This window comes from Microvirga sp. (assembly GCF_014699075.1).
Taxonomy (GTDB): Bacteria; Pseudomonadota; Alphaproteobacteria; order Rhizobiales; family Beijerinckiaceae; genus Microvirga.
Genome location: NZ_JACXAB010000007.1, coordinates 61,905 through 79,418 on the forward strand (window position 1 = coordinate 61,905; position 17,514 = coordinate 79,418).

Sequence of the window (17,514 nt, forward strand, 5' to 3'; positions counted from 1 at the left end):
CTTCCCTCGCCTTCGGCTCGCCGGGGATGACACAGCGAGTATGTCTTAAGCCTTGTCTTCCCGCCTCCGGCCGAAATCCGGCTCCGGGGTTTCCTGGCCCGACGAGATGATGCCGCGGCGGATGGCGCGGGTGCGGGTGAAGAGGTCGAAGAGCTTGTCGCCCTCGCCCCAGCGGATGGCGCGGGCCAGCAGGGCAATGTCCTCGTTGAGGCGGCCGAGCATCTCCAGCACGGCCTCGCGGTTGTGCAGGAACACGTCGCGCCACATGGTCGGGTCGGACGCCGCGATGCGGGTGAAATCGCGAAAGCCACCGGCCGAGAACTTGATCACCTCGCCCTGCGTGACCGTTTCCAGATCCGCCGCCGTGCCGACGATGTTGTAGGCGATGAGATGCGGCACGTGGCTGGTGATGGCGAGCACCAGATCGTGGTGCTGCGCGCTCATGACCTCCACGTTGGAGCCCATGGCCTCCCAGAAGGCGCGCACGCGCTCGACCGCCGCCTCATCCGTGCCCTCGGGCGGGGTGAGGATGCACCAGCGATTGTGAAACAGCGTCGAGAAGCCCGCGTCAGGTCCCGAATGCTCCGTGCCCGCCACCGGATGGGCGGGCACGAAATGCACGCCTTCCGGCAGATGCGGCTGCACCTGGTTCACCACGGAGGCCTTCACCGAGCCCACATCCGACACGATGCAGCCGGGCTTGAGACCTGGGCGCATCGCTTCCGCAACCTTGCCGCAGACGCCGACGGGCACGCAGAGGATGACGAGATCCGCGTCCCGCACGCCGGCTGCCGCATCGGTGGTGGCCTCATCGGCGATGCCGAGCTCGCGCACGCGCGCCACCACGGTTTCGCTCGCATCCACCGCCACGATGGTGCGCGCGAGATTGAGATGACGGGCCGCGCGGGCAATCGATGAGCCGATCAGCCCGAGGCCGATGAGTGCGACGCGCTCGACGAGCGGCGTGTCACGCGGGGGACCGAGACGCTCAGGCATGTTTGCCACCGAGAAAATCGCGCAAAGCCGCCACGACGAGGCCGTTCGCCTCCTCGCTGCCGACGGTCAGGCGCAAGGCATCGGGCAGTCCATAGGCCGCGACCTGGCGCAGGATGAGACCACGCGATGAGAGGAAGCTATCTGCCTCCTTCGCCGTGCGGCCTGCTTCCTGCGGGAAATGGACGAGCAGGAAATTGCCGACGCTCGGCGTGACTTTCAGGCCGAGCGCCTCGATCTCGCGGGTGAGCCAGGCGAGCCAGCGCTCGTTGTGCTCGATGGCTTTTGCGATATGCGCCTCGTCCTGGATCGCCGCGATGCCGGCGGCGATGGCCGGGCCGCTCACGTTGAACGGGCCGCGGATGCGGTTGATCGCGTCAGCGATGTGGGGAGGCGCCACCATCCAGCCGAGACGCAGGTTGGCCAGTCCATAGATCTTCGAGAAGGTACGCGTCATCACCACGTTCTCGGACGTGGCGACGAGCTCCAGGCCCGCCTCGTAGTCGTTGCGGCGCACATATTCCGCATAGGCTGCGTCCAGCACCAGCAGCACATGCGGGGGCAGGTTGGCGTGCAGGCGCTTCACCTCGTCGAATGGAATGTAGGTGCCCGTCGGGTTGTTGGGGTTGGCGAGGAAAACGATCTTGGTCCTGTCCGTCACCTTCGCCAGGATCGCGTCCACATCCGTGCGCAGATCCTTCTCCGGCGCTACGACGGGCGTGCCGCCTGCGGCCTGGATCGCGATGCGGTAGACCAGGAAGCCGTGCTCCGTGAAGATGCCCTCGTCGCCCGGTCCCACATAGGCATTCGTGATGAGCGACAGCAATTCGTCGGAGCCCGTGCCGCAGACGATGCGGTTCGGATCGAGTCCGTAGCGGGCCGCAATCGCCTCGCGTAAGCGCGTGGCGGCGCCGTCCGGATAGAGCTCGAGATGATCGAACGTCCGGATCGCTTCCATGGCTTTGGGCGAGGGGCCGAGCGGCGTCTCGTTGGAGGAGAGCTTGTGGATCTTTGCAACCCCTGCGGCCTTGCTCTTGCCGGGCACATAGGCGTCGATCTGCATCACGCCGGGACGGGGCTGAGGGCGAGCGGACATTTTTTAGTTCCTAGCAATCGATCTGTTGGCTGATGCTCTAGCGCAGGCTTGATTTCATTTCACGTGGAAACGTTCGGCATGGCTGCCGACCTCGGCGAGCTGGGCGAGACTCGCCCCCGCCTTGGTCAGGGTCTCGTGCAGCTCGGCAGGCTCGACGGTGCCGGGCACCGCGATGAGCTCCGACAGGCCATGGGCGTCGGCGGCGCTCGCCACCACCTCGCCGCCGAGGCGGACGAGGGCCTGGTTGGCGCCCCGGTGCCAGCGCTCGAACTGGGCGGCATAGAGCACCACGTCGCGCACGGCCGCATCCACCAGGGGCTTCGAGATGACGAAGACCGGGGTTCCGGCCGGATGGTCGGGCCGCTCGATGAAGGGCAGGCGCGCGATGACCTTCGGGCGGTTGCGGTCGGCGAGCGTGCGCCACCAGGCGCCGCTGGTTGCCCCCTGGTCGAGGCGGAAGATGCCGAGATCGCCGCCGGAGGAGGCCACCGCCTCGATCACTGCCGCGGCGCTGGGATGGGTGACGTAGGGCACCGTGAAGCCGAAATGGAACCGGGCCGAGTCGCGCATGGGCGCATCGCCCCCGGAGATGTCGGCATGGACGGAATAGTTCGACTGCACATAGGTGAAGGTGCCGATGATCACCCGCCAGATGCTCTCCACCGTGTCGAGCGGCAGCAGGCCCTCGTGGCGCTCGGCGAGCGCCTTCATCATCGAGGCCTCGCGGCCGGGGCGGAAGGCTGACGCGATGCCCGTCTTCGAGGCCTTCTTGGAGGCGATCAGCCGGTCGATGATGGTGCCGCGCTCCATGAGCAGCCGGTGCATCGCCTCGTCGATGCGGTCGATCTCCTGGCGGAGTTCGGCAAGGGCAGGTGCGGCCTGCTCGGCGGGCTTCTCGGCGGACATGGGCTGGGATCCTTAAGGAGAGCCTCTTCTTTGACGGGTTTGCCCAATCTTGTCATCCCCGGACGACAGGCGGCCTAGGGCTCGCGAGGCATCATGCGCGTTGACGCCATGGCCGCCCCGCAGTACCGATTGTTCGAAAGAACGAACGTTTCCATAGAAAAGCATGTCCTTTGCCCCCCTTGTCTCCGAACCGCGAAATCAGGTCGACGATCCGTCGAGCCTGGTCATGCGCTTTGGTGCGGACGAGCCCCTGATGATGGATGCCGGGATCGCGCTCGCGCCCTGGCAGATCGCCTACCAGACCTACGGCACGCTGAACGCCGATAAGTCAAACGCGGTCCTGATCTGCCATGCGCTCACCGGCGACCAGCACGTGGCGAACGACAACCCGGTGACGGGCAAGCCCGGCTGGTGGCTGACCATGGTGGGGCCCGGCCGGCCAGTGGACACCAAGCGGTTCTTCGTGATCTGCGCCAACGTGATCGGCGGCTGCATGGGCACCACGGGCCCCGCGTCGATCAATCCGGCCACAGGCCAGCCCTACGCGGTCGATTTCCCGGTCGTGACTGTTCCCGACATGGTGCGCGCGCAAGCCGCCCTCATCGACCGGCTCGGCATCGAGAAGCTGTTCTGCGTGGTCGGCGGCTCCATGGGCGGCATGCAGGTGCTGCAATGGGCCGTGAGTTATCCGGACCGGGTTTTTGCGGCGCTTCCCATCGCGACGGCCGCCCGCCATTCGGCCCAGAACATCGCCTTCCACGAGGTCGGCCGCCAGGCCGTGATGGCCGACCCCGAGTGGCGCGGCGGGCGCTACCTGAGCGAGGGCACGCGCCCCTCCAAGGGGCTCGCGGTCGCCCGCATGGGCGCGCACATCACCTACCTGTCGGAGGTTGCCCTGCACCGGAAGTTCGGGCGCAATTTCCAGGACCGGGCCGCGCCGACCTTCTCCTTCGATGCGGATTTCCAGATCGAGAGCTACCTGCGCTACCAGGGCATTGCCTTCGTCGAGCGGTTCGATGCCAATTCCTATCTCTACGTGACGCGGGCGATGGATTATTTCGACATCGCGGCCGAGCATGGCGGCTCGCTCGCGAAAGCCTTCAAGGGCACGCCCACGCGCTTCTGCGTGATCTCGTTCACCTCCGACTGGCTGTTTCCCACATCCGACTCGCGCGCCATCGTGCATGCGCTGAACGCGGCGGCGGCCTCGGTCGCCTTCGTCGAGGTGGAGAGCGACAAGGGGCACGATGCCTTCCTGCTCGAGGAGCCGGAGATGTTCGCAGCCGCCCGCGGCTTCATCGATGCGGCCGCGCGCGTCCGGGGGATCGCATGAGCCTGCCTGCCACCCTGCCCCTCACCGACACGGAGAGCGGCCACCGCCTCGACTTCCTGCTCGTCGCCGACATGGTGGAGCCCGGCTCCCGCGTGCTCGATGTGGGCTGCGGCGACGGAGCACTTCTCTCGCTCCTGCGCGACCGAAGGGGTGTCGACGGACGCGGGATCGAGATTTCGCGGGAGGGCGTGAATGCCTGTCTCGCCAAGGGCCTGCCGGTGATCCAGGGCGACGCCGACACGGACTTGGCCGATTACCCGGATGATGCCTTCGACTACGTGATCCTGTCGCAGACGATCCAGGCCACGCGCCAGCCCAGGGTGGTGCTGGAGCATCTCCTGCGCATCGGCCGCCGGGCCATCGTGTCCTTCCCCAATTTCGGCCATTGGCGGGTGCGCTTCGAGCTCGGAATCCGGGGCCGGATGCCCATGACCGAGAACCTGCCTTATTCCTGGTACGACACCCCCAACATCCATTTCTGCACCATCCGCGATTTCGTGGAGCTGTGCCGCGACGTCGGCGCGCAAATGGAAAAGGCCGTGGCGCTCAATGCCGGCGGCCAGCCCATGCGGGTCACGCTACCGTGGTGGGTGTGGAACCTGCTCGGGGACCAGGGGGTGTTTTTGTTGAAGCGGCGGTAACGTTCCCAAGTGCTGTCATTCCGGGGCGAGCGTAGCGAGAGCCCGGAATCCATAAACACGACGTTTCAGGTAAGCGCGATCAGCGTCACGTTCTTTTCTAGGATATTAGCGGTTATGGATTCCGGGCTCGCCTTTGGCGCCCCGGAATGACAGCGCGGGTGGGCTTTACCCCTCCCCGCCCTCCGCGAGCGGATGCAGATCCCGCACCATGCTCTTCAGGCGCTCGTCCAGCACGTGGGTGTAGATCTGGGTGGTCGAGATGTCGGAATGGCCCAGGAGTTCCTGCACCACGCGCAGATCCGCCCCGTTCTGGAGCAGGTGACTGGCAAAGGCGTGGCGGAGCACGTGGGGGCTGACCTTGTCGGCGCGAAGGCCCGCCGCGCCGGCCGCCGCCTTCAAGTCGCGGGCGAAGGCCTGGCGGGTCAGGTGGCCGCTTTCGCTGTCGGCCGGGAACAGCCAGGGGCCGGCGGCCTTCTTCTGCTCCTCAAGGAGACCCAGGTAGGTGTTGGCTGCTTCCTTCGCCGCATCCGTGAGGGGCACCAGCCGCTCCTTGGCGCCCTTGCCGCGCACCACGAGAAAGCGGTCCCGGGTCTTGGCGGCGCTTTTGGGCAGGGCAATCAGCTCGGAGACGCGCAGGCCCGTGGCGTAGAGAAGCTCCAGCAGGCAGGTCATGCGGGCAGAGCGCAGGCGCTCGGACGGCGTGGCCTGCGGATGGGCGATGCCCTCGGAAGCCACCTGCAGCAGACGGTCGACCTCGGCCACGGAGAGCACCTTCGGCAGCGCCCTGCCCCGCTTCGGCGCCGACACGGCGGCCGTCGGGTCGGCCGGGGCATAGCCCTCCACGTAGAGAAACTTGTGGAACTGCCGCACGGCCGAGAGCCGGCGGGCCGCGGAGGACGCCTTGAGGCCCCGCTCCTCCAGGCTCGCCATGAAGCCCCGGATGGTGGCGGAGGTCGCGCTGTCGGGCTGGGCGCCCGCTTCGCTCAGAAAGCCGAGGTAATCGTCAAGGTCGCGCCGATAGGCGTCGAGCGTGTTCTTTGAGGCGCCGCGCTCGGCGGCAAGCATGTCGAGGAAGAGGCTGGCGTGGCGGGCGCCGCTCATGAAGAGGAAGGCGGACGGCCGGTCTGGACCGGAACGTTGATCTCCCGCGGATCGGGATCGACAAGGGTCGCCAGGGCGAACATGGCGGCAAAGCCAAGGCCTGCGAGAATGGCGACAACGAGGAGAAACCGAAAGAGCGTGGGCACCTGAGCCTCTTGAACTGTTACCCGCTAGAACCATGCCGGAGCCTGTAAGGCAAGCCCCTGTGAGCGGTTAAGTTTCGGAGCGCTGAAAGGTAACACCCTTGTGACAGGCCGCCGCGCCCATGCTAGGACATGGAGCCATGAACAAAATCAGCCGCTTCAATTCGCTCGATGAAGCAGGCGGGCAAGACCAGGCAAGCCAGCGCGGCCATCCCATTAGCCGCCTGCTCGGCACGCGATCGCTCGTGCTCGTCGGCCTCATGGGCGCCGGGAAGAGCACCGTGGGCCGCAGGCTCGCGCAGTCGCTCAAGCTGCCTTTCCGTGACGCCGATCACGAGATCGAGGCTGCTGCCGGCATGACGATCCCCGAAATCTTCGCCGTCCACGGCGAAGAGCATTTTCGCGATGGCGAGCGCCGCGTAATCGCCCGCCTCCTGCAGGAAGGGCCCATCGTGCTCGCCACCGGCGGCGGCGCCTTCATGAACGAGGAGACCCGCGGGCGCATCGCCGAGCGCGGCATCTCGATATGGCTCAAGGCCGATCTCGACGTTCTCATGCGCCGGGTCCGCAAGCGCTCGACCCGCCCCCTGCTGCAGAACCCGGACCCCGAGGGCACCATGCGCCGCCTCATGGACCTGCGCCACCCGGTCTATGCCACGGCCGACATCACGGTCGATTCCCACGAGGCCCCGCACGACAAGGTGGTGACCGAGCTCATCAAGGCGCTGCGGGAATGGTTCGAGCACGAGAAGCAGGAGCGCGCCCGCACATGACCTCTGCCTCTGCCCGGATGGACAGCCCATCCTTGATCACTGTGCCGGTCCCCCTCGGGGATCGGGCCTATGAGATCCTGGTCGGGCGCGGCCTGATCGGGACCGCCGGCGCGCGCATTGCGGCCTTGGGCGCGCGCGCAGCCGCCATCGTGACGGACGAGCATGTAGGCCCGCTCTATGCCTCTGCGCTCGCGGCTTCGCTTGAAGGCCAAGGGTTGCGCGTCTCCGTCATCACCCTGCCTCCCGGCGAGGCCACCAAATCCTATGTCAGCCTGGAGCGGGTCTGCGACGCGGTTCTGGCTGCGAAGATCGAGCGTGGCGACCTCGTGGTGGCGCTCGGCGGCGGCGTGATCGGCGATCTTGCGGGCTTTGCCGCCGCTGTGGTGCGCCGGGGCGTGCGCTTCGTCCAGGTGCCCACCACCCTGCTCTCCCAGGTCGACTCGTCCGTGGGCGGCAAGACCGGCATCAATTCACGCCACGGCAAGAACCTCGTCGGCGCCTTCCACCAGCCGGGCCTCGTCATCGCCGACACGGCGCTGCTCGACACGCTCCCGCTCCGCGAGATGCGCGCCGGCTATGCGGAGGTGCTGAAATACGGGCTCATCGACGATGAGCGGTTCTTTTCCTGGTGCGAGGCGAACTGGCGTGGTGTCTTTGCCGGCAACCGTGAGCGCGACGAAGCCGTGGCGCAGAGCTGCCGCGCCAAGGCCAGTGTCGTGGTGCGCGACGAGCACGAGAACGGCGACCGCGCGCTGCTCAATCTCGGCCACACCTTCGGCCACGCGCTCGAGAAGATCACGGCTTACGATTCCACGCGCCTCGTTCACGGCGAGGGCGTCGCCATCGGGTTGGCGCTCGCCTTCCGCTTCTCCGCATTCCTCGGCCTCTGCCCGCCGGCGGAGGCGGAGCGCGTTGAAGCGCATCTGAAGGCCGTCGGACTTCCCACGCGCCTGTCCCAGGTTCCGGGAGGCTGCGGCACGGTCGATGAACTGCTCGACGCCATGGCGCAGGACAAGAAGGTGAAGGGCGGCGCCCTGACCTTCATCCTGGCGCGCGGCATCGGCCGGAGCTTCATCGCCCCGGGCATTGCAGCCGACGACGTTCGCAGGTTCCTCGCAGGCGAGATCAGCGCATAAAATCATGATCGAAGAATCCTCCGGCAGTCTTTGGCTTGCAGCGGCGGTTGTCGTTTTCTGCCTGCTGCTCTCGGCCTTCTTCTCGGCGAGCGAGACGGCTTTCACGGCGGCCTCGCGGTCCCGCATGCTGGTGCTGGAAAAGGGCGGCGACCGGCGTGCCAAGCTGGTGAACCGGCTGCTCGAGATGCGCGAGCGCTTCATCGGCACCGTGCTGATCGGCAACAACATCGTCAATATCGGCGTCTCGGCCTTTGCCACCAGCGTGCTCGTGGCGATCTTCGGCGACGAGGGCGCGATCTACGCCACGGTGATCATGTCGATCCTGGTGATCGTGTTCGCCGAGGTGCTGCCGAAGACGATTGCCATTTCCTCCTCAGACCAGGCATCCCTGTTTCTCTCGCGGCCCATGTCCTGGGTTGTGGCGCTCTTGGGGCCGCTGGCCATTGCCATCGAGCGCATGGTGCGCCTCATGCTGCTGCCCTTCGGCATCCGGATCGGCGAGAACACGCCGATTCTTTCAGCCAGCGAGGAGATCCGCGGCCAGGTGGCCCTGCTGCACAAGGAGGGCGGCGTCGCCAAGGCCGACCGCGACATGCTGGGCGGCCTGCTCGACCTCAAGGACCTCTCCGTCTCGGAGGTCATGGTCCACCGCACCAAGATGCGTACGATCAACGCAGACCTTTCCTCGGAAGAGATCGTGCGCGAGGTGCTGTCCTCGCCCTATACGCGCATGCCGCTGTGGCGCGAAAGCCAGGAGAACATCGTCGGCGTGTTGCATGCCAAGGACCTGCTGCGGGCTCTCGATGCCGTGGGCGGCGATGCCGGCAAGCTGAAGGTCGAGGCGATTGCGCTGGAGACCTGGTTCGTGCCGGACACCACGTCGCTCCGCGATCAGCTCAAGGCGTTTCTCGCCAAGAAGACGCACTTCGCCCTCGTGGTCGACGAATATGGCGAGGTGATGGGGCTTATCACCCTTGAAGACATCCTCGAGGAGATCGTCGGCGACATCAAGGACGAGCACGATCTCTCCGTGCAGGGCGTGCGGCCTCAGCCCAACGGCTCGGTGAATGTGGACGGCTCCGTGCCGATCCGCGACCTCAACCGCGCCATGGACTGGAACCTGCCGGACGAGGAGGCCACCACCATCGCGGGCCTCGTGATCCACGAGGCGCAGGCCATTCCCGACACGGGCCAGATCTTCACCTTCCACGGCTTCCGCTTCCAGGTGCTGCGCAAGTCCCGCAACCGGATCATGGCGGTGAGGATCACGCCGCTGTCGCTGGTGCGGACGAGAGCTGAGTAATTCTGACCGTTCAAAGCCTCATCCCTGAGCCCTCATCCTGAGGAGCGCAGCGTCTCGAAGGACGAGGGCGCCTCCAGTTCACACTGGACCCTCCTTCGAGACGGATTGCTCGCGCAATCCTCCTCAGGATGAGGACGGAGTTTGATTTGCTAGCCCTTCAGAAACTCCACCAGCGCCGCGTTGACCGCCTCCGGCTCCTCATGCTGAACCCAATGGGTGGCGCTCTCGATCCAGCGGATGCTGCCGGTCTCACATAACGAAAGGCTCGCCTCCGCGAGCCCCTTCTCCAGGAACCGGTCCTTGCTGCCCCAAATCACCAGCGTGGGTGCGCGAACCGCAGCGTCCTTCATGTCGGGCTTGAACGGAAGAGCGCGATACCAGTTCAGCATGGCGGTGAGTGCGCCGGGCTGCGACCATGTTTTTTCGTAAATCGCGATATCCTCGTCCGAGAACGTGCCCGGACGGCTCGTGCGCCGGAGCGCATCCTTGAGACTGCGGTGGCCGTTGGCCGAGAGCATCGTCTCGGGCAGGAGCGGGATCTGGAAGAAGCCCACATAGAGGCTTCGCACCATCTGGCTCGGGTGCGAGCGCATGTACGCGCCGGCCACATTCGGATGAGGCGCGTTGAGGATGCCGAGGCTCTTCACGCGATCCGGGTGGCGCGACGCCGTCCACCAGGCCACGAGCCCGCCCCAGTCGTGGCCGATCAGGGAAAAGCTCTGACGGCCGAGCGCGTCGGCCAGGCCGACCACGTCCGTGGCCAGCATGTCGAGATCGTAAGCCCGCCGGCCCGCCGGCTTGTCGCTGAGGTTGTAGCCGCGCTGGTCGGGCACGAGCACGCGAAAGCCTGCGTCAGCCAACGGCCCGATCTGGTAGCGCCATCCCCACCAGAACTCGGGAAATCCGTGGAGCAGGATGACGAGTGGACCGTCCTCCGGCCCTGCCTCGATGGCATGAAGCGTGATGCCGTTGGTGCGGTGGCGGGTGCCGGGCGTGCTGGGATCGAAGGTCCGGCTCATGCGTGCGCCGACACCTTCACGCGCTTCGGCGGCTCGTCCGGAGCCATGAACTGTGCCCTGGCCAACTCCGCGAAGCGTCCGCCCTTCGCCACGAGTTCGTCGAAGGTGCCGCTTTCGATGACGCGCCCCTGATCGAACACGAGGATGCGGTTGGCATTGCGGATCGTGGCGAGGCGATGCGCGATCACGAAGGTGGTGCGCCCCTTCATAACCTCGTCGAGGGCCAGCTGCAGCTTGCGCTCGGTGGCGGCGTCCAACGCGCTCGTTGCCTCGTCGAGGATCAGGATCGGCGGGTTCTTCAACAGCGCGCGGGCGATCGACAGGCGCTGGCGCTCGCCGCCCGACAGGGAGCGCCCGCGCTCGCCGATCACCGTATCGAGGCCATCCGTCTGTCGTGCAATGAACTCGATGGCCTGCGCCCGCTCCAGCGCCTCGATCATCTCCGCATCCGTCGCGTCCGAGCGGCCGACCTGCAGGTTCTCGCGGATGGTGCGGGCAAACAGCATCGGCTCCTGGAACACCACACCGATGTTGCGGCGGAGCGACGACAACGTCACATCGCGGATGTCGAGACCATCGATGCGAATGCAGCCCGATTGCGGATCGAAGGCGCGATGCAGGAGGCCGAGCGTGGTCGACTTGCCGGAGCCGGTGGCGCCCACCAGCGCGACGTTTTCTCCCTCGTGGACGGTAAAGGACACGTCCTGCACGGCGGAGCGCTTGCCGTCATAGGAGAAGCTGACATTGTCGAAGACCACGTCGCCCTTATAGCGCTCCACGTTCCTGGCGTTGTGCCGGTCGTGCACGACCGGCGCCGTGTCGAGGATCTCGAAGAATTCCTGCAGCTTCGGCGCCTGCATGAAGAGCTGATTGATGAAGCTCACGGCCTGCTCCAGCCGGCCGATCAGCATGGTGGCCATGCTCATGAACATGACGATCTCGCCGATGGTGGCAAGCCCGTTCAGGTGCAGCCACGTGCCGAGCAGGAAGATCGCCGTGACCGTGATGGTGGCAGACGCCCGCGACGCAACGGCGGCGATGGCCCACCAGGACAGAACCGGGTTCTGAGCCTGGAGCAGCTGGTGGATGATGGTTCTGAGCGAGCGCGTCTCAGCCTCGACGCGGGTGAAGGACTGGATGACCGGCACATTGCCGAGCGCGTCGGAGGCATGCTCTGCGAGATTGGAGTGGTAGCGCTCGACGGAGCCCTGCAGCGTTTCGGTCTTGCGCAGGACCACAGCGGTCAGCACCGCAAACACGGCGACGAGCGCAACGAGCAGGAGACCGAGGCGCCAGTTCAGGAACACGGTGAGCGGCAGCAGCACGACAAGCGCGATCAGGGCGGACATGTGCTCGCGGAAGAAGCCGAGCCACAGCCAGGACATGGCGCCCGAGCCGTCCAGCATCACCTTCAGGACGCGGCCCGAATGGGTGGAGGTGTGGAACGCGAGCGGCAATTCGAGCACGTGCTCGAAGTAGTTCGCCACCACGGCGAGGCGCCGGCGATGGGCGAGCCGGTCCGCATGCAGCGCCACGAGGGCGCCGGCCCCGATGGAGAACATGCCGAAAGCCACCCAAGCGAGGATCAGCGGCATCAGGACCCCGAAGGTGACGGGCGGCGTGCCCGGCAGCTGGCCGCGGGTGAGCACGTCGATGATGCGGCCGAACAGGATCGGCTCGGCGAAGGCGGAAATCGCCAGTGCCACATTGGCAAGCGCCAGCAGGGCGCCGACCCGGATGTCGGACCCGAGCTCGCCGAGAACACGGATGTAAAGCCTGATCAGCCGCATGCGGATTATCCTGGCGACGGGAGGGACCTTAGGACGAAAACTCCGCTCCCGATAGAGAGTTGCGTACCTCCGGAGCATGGCGCCCGCATCGCGTCATTCTCCCGGGGCATGAGCCGGCCGCAGCCTCCGCCTGAAGCGGCCGATCCATTTCGGTCCCAGCTTCGGCTTTGAGTGACGCACCGGCCGCGCGAGAAGAACGGCGCCTTCGCTGGTCTTGCGGATGTGCAGGGTGCGGGTGTGGAACTCCTCCAGGCCCGGACGGTGCCCGATGGAGAGCACGCTGGCGCCCTTCAGCTCGTTCTCGAACAGCGCCAGCATGGAGGCCTGGTTCTCCTCGTCGAGAGCCGAGGTCGCCTCGTCCATGAACACCCATTGCGGCTTGTGCAGGATCACCCGGGCGAAGGCCACCCGCTGCTGCTGTCCGAGCGACAGGCTCCGGTCCCAGCGCTCGTGCCGGTCGAGCATGTCGAGGAATTCGCCGAGGCCGCAGCGCTCGAGCGCCGCCCGCACGTCGTTGTCGTCAAAGGTGTCGGGCGAGGCCGGATAGCTGATGGCCGCCCGCAAGGTTCCCAACGGCAGGTAGGGACGCTGCGGCAGGAACATCATCTGCTCGGGCTTCGGAACGCGGACCTTGCCGGAGCCCCAGGGCCAGAGGCCGGAGATGGCGCGGAAGAGCGTGCTCTTGCCGGCTCCCGATTCACCCATGATCAGCACGCGCTCGTCGGGCTTGATCTCGGCCGTCGCGTCCTCGATCAGAATGCTGCCGTCGTTGAGCGCGATCGACACGCCCTCGAAGCTGAGCCAGCCTTTCGGATGCGGGGCGATGTCAATGCGGCGGTTCTCGGCCGCGACCTCATCGAGATCGAGAGCCGCCTGGCGGAAGGTGGCCACGCGCAGCACCGCCGAGCGCCAGTCGGCGATCTTCGGGAAATTGTCGACGAAGTAGCGCAGGGCCGACTGCACCTGATTGAAGGCGCCCACCACCATCATCATCTCGCCGAAGGAGAGGCGCCCGGCAAAATAGTCCGGCGCGGCCGCCAGGATCGGCACCACGATGGCGAGCCAGCCATAGCCCGACGTGATCCAGGTGAGCCGGGCCAAGCCGCTGGAGAGGCGCCGCGAGGCCTTCAGCACAGCCTCGACGAACTCGTCCAGGCTGCGGCGCTCGTCCGGCTCGCCGTTGTAGAGCGCAACGCTCTCCGCGCTCTCGTTCACACGCACGAGTGCGAAACGCAGATCCGCCTCGCGGGCATAGCGTTCGGTGTTGAGCCGGATCAGCGGCCGGCCGACGAGCCAGGTGAGGCCCGACCCGATGCCCGCATAACCCACGGCCACCCACACCATGTAGCCGGGGATCGTGATGGCGTTGCCGGCAATCGTGAAGGTGACGGGGCTCGACAGCCCCCAGAGAACGCCGATGAAGCTGACGAGCAGCAGAAGCGCCTGCAGCATGCCGACCCCGAGCTCCGTCGAGAGTTCGGAGAACAGGCGACAATCCTCCTGCATGCGCTGGTCGGGCTGCGACCCGCTCTTGCCCATGAAGCCGAGCTGATAGGCGTGGTTGGGCCTGAGCCAGAGATCGAGCAGAACTTGGGTGAGGCGCTCTCGGAGGCGGATTTTGAGCCGCTCCTGCAGCCATGTCTGCGCCACAACGAGCGCAAGCAGGACGACCACGATCACCAGAAAGACGAGGAGCTGGTCGAAGAACGCCGAGGTGGCGCGCTTCTCCACCGCGTCGAAGAAGGCGCCGTTCCACTGGTTCAGCCGCACCTGACCGAACATGTTGCCGATGAGGACCACGAGAATGGCCAGGGAGAGCCGCAGCATGGGCCAGCCCTTGCGGCCCCGGAGCATGTCGCGAAAAAGCGCATAGAGCTCCCGGCCGATGCTGGGCTTCGCCTCGGAGAGGGCATCGTCAGGATGGTGCGGGTCGGGCTCGTGCGCGGCGGCTTTCTTGGCTTCCTTGGCCAACGTGTTGTCCTGGCCGGGACCGACTTCCTGCTCACGTCCTGTCGCCGGCGGCGGGGGCACTTGTCTGCCCAATTTCGGGTCGTAGTCCGGCATGTTACGAAACGCGCACTCGTTAAGCTTGAGAGTTCCTCAAGCTAAAGCCCGCTAACATGGGTTAAGTTCCGGAGCCCGCCGTCTCAGACTGTCGCAGGCGATCAGCGCTTCTCAGCCGCGACGGCCAGGGCCCAGTAGACCTTGTACTTGGAGTTCGGCGCATAGGCCGTGGCGATGCCGATCCGGGTCGCTCTGGAATCGAGAAGCACCCGGTTGTGCGACGGGCTCTCGCGCCAGCCGGAGAAGGCCTCGGCCAGGGTGTGATAGCCGGCGGAGAGGTTTGCGGCCGGCTGGGCAAAGCCCGTGGAGGCAAGCCGCGCCTTGAAGCTGTCGGCGGAGCTGGGCCTGTCGGCCCGCGCCATGGCGTCGGCCTCCGCCTGGGCCGCAGCCTGGAGATCCGGGTCGAGGGCCAGGGGGCGCAGGCCGTTGTTGCCGCGATAGGCGCTGATCATGTCGCGCGCCATGGCGGCATCCACTTGCGCATCCGCCTTGGCCATGGAGATGTAGAAGCTCGGGGTCTGGCTCCGGGGGACGGGCTTCTCGCTCTGGCAGGCGGCCACGGCGAGGGCGGACAGGCTGATGAGGATGAGACGCTTCATGCGGGCGTCTTATCCTTGAGAAGGGTTAAGGTTTCGTCCTCTTTGTCCTCGACCTTGGGCGCTTTCTCCTCCGGCTCCTCAGGCTCGGGAGCCGGTGCGGGCGCAGGAGCCCCGATGCCGGCCTTGCGCAGGCCACGGAAGATATCGAAATAGAGCTCGCTCGACACGCGCGCGGCCGCATCGATGTCATCGACGAAGCAGACGAGGTCGAAGTCGATGGTGTTTTCCGTCACCTTCTTGAACAGCACGCGCGGATTGGGCTCGCTCATCACCTCCCGGTGGGCAAGAGCGGCCTTTCGCATGATCTCCGCCACGTGATCCGGATCGGACGCGCGGGGCACCGGAACCGACACGAGCACGCGCCCCACGCGGTCGTTGCGCACGCGATTGCGCACGATGCCGGAGATCAGGTTCGAGTTCGGCACGATCAGCATCGAGCGGTCGAAGGCCTGGATCTCGGTGGAGCGCACGTTGATCCGGCGCACATAGCCCTCGCCGTCGCCCACCACCACGAGATCGCCCACGCGGATCGGGCGCTCCCACAGCAGGATCAGGCCGGAGATGAAGTTGTTGACGATGGATTGCAGGCCGAAACCGATACCCACCGACAGCGCACCGGCCACGATGGTGAGCCGCTCCAGGCTCAGGCCCAGATAGGTGAAGGCCACCACGCCCGCCGTGATGATGCCCACATAGCCCGCCGCCGTGCGGATCGAGTTGCGCAGGCCCGCATCGAGATCGGTGGCCGGCAGGAACGTGTTGTCGAGCCAGCGCTGAATGATGCGGGTGATGGTGAAGCCCCCTGCGAACAGCAGGGCGGCGATCAGGATCGACGACAGCGAGATCGTCACGTCGCCTACATTGAAGCCGAAGAACAGGGCCCGGAGCGAGCCCGTCACGTCGGTCGATTCGATGCCCCAGGGCAGCAGCACGAGCAGGATGGCGATGATGATCAGCGCAAGGCGCGCAACGCCGCTCACCAGAATGCCGATCTGCTCGAGCGAACGGCGGCGCAGGCCCGTATTGGCCTGGAGCGTCGTGGCAATCCGGCTCTGGCCGCGCAGGGAGCCGCCGATGAACTCGTCGGCGAAAGCGATGCCCAGCACCAGCAGGGCGATGATGATGGAGATTCCCACCGCCTGATCGACCAGGAAGGACGCCAGGGCGATGTAGCCGCCCACCACGCTGCCGATGATCAGGGCGACGATGAACCAGCCGAGGCTGCGCAGGGGGCCGCCGATATCGACCTCCTGCGGGACATAGGGCCCGAGGCAGGCCTCGTCCTGCGACTCGCGGGTCGCGAACCGCCGGAGAAGCTCGGCGAAGACCAGAGCCGCCGCGAGGGCAAAGACCGCCCGGGTGATCACCGTGATCGGCAGCGCCGCCGCAATGGCCTTGTTGAAGGCCTCGATCACCTTGCCGACGACCATGACCGTCGAGAGGGTGATGGAGAAGCTCATGATCCGGGTGGCGGAGGCATCCCGCACCGGGATCAGCCGCCACGAGGTATGATCCGGCGCCAGGATGGCGTCGATCAGGGCCCGCACGAAGGCGATGAAGGCAAGCCCACTGAGCATGGCCCTGCCCACCTGCTCCAGCCGGGGCGGCACCACATCGGCGGAATCGAAGGCCACCCAGACGATCCAGCTTCCGGCAATGGCCGGGCCCGCCCCGAGAACGAGAACGCCGAGCGCCGCCAGCAGGCGGCTGCGCCGGGACGGATCGTTGATGGCCCGGTCGCGACGCACGAGTCGGGGCGCGATGGAGCGGCGGCCGACATAGAGCGCGATCGCCGCCCCGATGGCCAGCCCGAGAAGGAGCAGGACACCCAGGGTTGCGCTGCGCCGGAGCTGCTCCAGGGCATCCTCGGCGATGATGCCCAGCGCCCGGAACTCCCGCGGAACCGCCTGCACCACATTCATCCAGAGGCTCGGACTGAACAGGCCGTCGCTCTGCTCGAACAGGGCGCGGGTGAAGCCCGTCCGGCGCAGGTCTCCGATCTGCGTGCTCAGCTGCTCGGCTTGCACCAGCAGGGCACGGCCGAGGCGCTGGGTCTCATCCAGCTCCGCAACAGCGGCCTCGCGCTCCGCGCGGTCCCGGGCCACGTCGGCGCTCTCCTCGGGCTGGCCCTTCTCGGGCTTGGGGCCGAGCTGCGACAGGCGCTGCTTGCTGGCCTCCAACCTCGGGGTCTGCTCGTCCACGACGGCCCGGATATCGGCGATGATCGGCTCGATCTGCTGGCGGATGTTCTGCAGATCCGTGTCGGACATGGTCCGGCCCTGGATCGCCGCCTCCTTCTGGTCGAGGTCGGCCTTGTAGCCGTCGAGCTTGGCGCGGGCGGCCTTGGTTTCCGCTGAAATCGTCGCGGGAGCAGGAGCCGCCTGAGGCTGCGGTTGAGCCGGCGCTTGCGCCTGAGGATTGGGAGCAGTCTGTACGGGCTGCGCATCGGACGTGCCGCCGGTGGCCATCGCCAGCACGATCACGGCGGCCCCGAAGAGCCGCTTGAGGCCAATACTCATCATTCGGTCTACCCCATCGCATTCTCGGAGCATGGGACCCGTCCCGTGCTCCATTCTGCCAGCTCCGTTCGCGCAAGAAGCGTAAGCGGGCCGGTTCT

The 17,514-nt window shown here is 66.5% G+C and carries 15 protein-coding genes; 5 read left to right on the forward strand and 10 right to left on the reverse strand.

What is annotated here, in order from left to right; all coding sequences use genetic code 11:
* Positions 1–45 precede the first annotated feature (45 nt).
* The 3 genes from IC232_RS13255 to IC232_RS13265 are packed head-to-tail and all read right to left on the reverse strand — an operon-like array spanning position 46 to position 2,995.
* On the reverse strand, positions 46–996 hold the full coding sequence (locus tag IC232_RS13255) for a prephenate/arogenate dehydrogenase family protein (RefSeq protein WP_190845458.1): 951 nt from the start codon (positions 994–996) through the stop codon (positions 46–48).
* Positions 989–2,089 (reverse strand): histidinol-phosphate transaminase, encoded by a 1,101-nt coding sequence (hisC, locus tag IC232_RS13260; RefSeq protein ID WP_190845459.1) that lies wholly within the window; start codon positions 2,087–2,089, stop codon positions 989–991. The genes IC232_RS13255 and hisC overlap by 8 nt, the downstream gene beginning before the upstream one ends.
* Positions 2,090–2,143: 54 nt before the next feature.
* Positions 2,144–2,995 carry a chorismate mutase gene (locus tag IC232_RS13265; RefSeq protein WP_190845460.1) on the reverse strand — a complete coding sequence of 284 codons (852 nt, stop codon included), beginning with the start codon at positions 2,993–2,995 and terminating at the stop codon, positions 2,144–2,146.
* A 163-nt stretch (positions 2,996–3,158) separates the two neighbouring features.
* Here IC232_RS13265 and IC232_RS13270 point away from each other — a divergent pair, with 163 nt between their 5' ends.
* Together IC232_RS13270 and metW are read left to right on the forward strand one after the other, a co-directional pair.
* A complete protein-coding gene (locus IC232_RS13270) occupies positions 3,159–4,328 on the forward strand; it encodes a homoserine O-acetyltransferase (RefSeq protein WP_190845461.1) in 1,170 nt (389 codons plus the stop codon).
* Positions 4,325–4,969, forward strand: a complete 645-nt coding sequence (gene metW, locus IC232_RS13275; RefSeq protein WP_190845462.1) for a methionine biosynthesis protein MetW — start codon at positions 4,325–4,327, stop codon at positions 4,967–4,969. Before IC232_RS13270 ends, metW begins: the two co-directional genes overlap by 4 nt.
* Positions 4,970–5,134: 165 nt before the next feature.
* Here metW and xerD read toward each other — a convergent pair whose 3' ends face one another.
* Positions 5,135–6,070 (reverse strand): site-specific tyrosine recombinase XerD, encoded by a 936-nt coding sequence (xerD, locus tag IC232_RS13280; RefSeq protein WP_190845463.1) that lies wholly within the window; start codon positions 6,068–6,070, stop codon positions 5,135–5,137.
* Entirely contained in the window at positions 6,067–6,216 is a 150-nt protein-coding gene (locus IC232_RS13285) for a histidine kinase (protein WP_190845464.1), read from the reverse strand. Before IC232_RS13285 ends, xerD begins: the two co-directional genes overlap by 4 nt.
* 137 nt (positions 6,217–6,353) lie before the next feature.
* On the opposite strand from IC232_RS13285, the gene IC232_RS13290 reads away from it, so the two are divergent.
* Genes IC232_RS13290 through IC232_RS13300 form a run of 3 tightly spaced genes read left to right on the forward strand, consistent with a single transcriptional unit; the run spans position 6,354 to position 9,425 of the window.
* A complete protein-coding gene (locus IC232_RS13290; RefSeq protein WP_210335354.1) occupies positions 6,354–6,986 on the forward strand; it encodes a shikimate kinase in 633 nt (210 codons plus the stop codon).
* Positions 6,983–8,122 carry a 3-dehydroquinate synthase gene (gene aroB, locus IC232_RS13295; RefSeq protein WP_246812198.1) on the forward strand — a complete coding sequence of 380 codons (1,140 nt, stop codon included), beginning with the start codon at positions 6,983–6,985 and terminating at the stop codon, positions 8,120–8,122. Before IC232_RS13290 ends, aroB begins: the two co-directional genes overlap by 4 nt.
* A gap of 4 nt (positions 8,123–8,126) precedes the next feature.
* A complete protein-coding gene (locus IC232_RS13300; RefSeq protein WP_190845465.1) occupies positions 8,127–9,425 on the forward strand; it encodes an HlyC/CorC family transporter in 1,299 nt (432 codons plus the stop codon).
* Between the two features lie 149 nt (positions 9,426–9,574).
* Here the strand turns inward: IC232_RS13300 and IC232_RS13305 are convergent, their stop codons facing one another.
* From IC232_RS13305 to IC232_RS13325, 5 genes are all read right to left on the reverse strand, one after another.
* On the reverse strand, positions 9,575–10,444 hold the full coding sequence (locus tag IC232_RS13305) for an alpha/beta fold hydrolase (protein ID WP_190845466.1): 870 nt from the start codon (positions 10,442–10,444) through the stop codon (positions 9,575–9,577).
* Positions 10,441–12,234, reverse strand: a complete 1,794-nt coding sequence (locus IC232_RS13310; RefSeq protein WP_190845467.1) for a glucan ABC transporter ATP-binding protein/ permease — start codon at positions 12,232–12,234, stop codon at positions 10,441–10,443. Before IC232_RS13310 ends, IC232_RS13305 begins: the two co-directional genes overlap by 4 nt.
* Positions 12,235–12,327: 93 nt before the next feature.
* Entirely contained in the window at positions 12,328–14,298 is a 1,971-nt protein-coding gene (locus tag IC232_RS13315) for an ABC transporter ATP-binding protein/permease (protein WP_190845468.1), read from the reverse strand.
* Positions 14,299–14,399: 101 nt separating this feature from the next.
* Positions 14,400–14,897 carry a CAP domain-containing protein gene (locus IC232_RS13320; RefSeq protein WP_190845469.1) on the reverse strand — a complete coding sequence of 166 codons (498 nt, stop codon included), beginning with the start codon at positions 14,895–14,897 and terminating at the stop codon, positions 14,400–14,402.
* A complete protein-coding gene (locus tag IC232_RS13325; RefSeq protein WP_246812199.1) occupies positions 14,894–17,419 on the reverse strand; it encodes a DUF3772 domain-containing protein in 2,526 nt (841 codons plus the stop codon). The genes IC232_RS13320 and IC232_RS13325 overlap by 4 nt, the downstream gene beginning before the upstream one ends.
* Positions 17,420–17,514 lie beyond the last annotated feature (95 nt).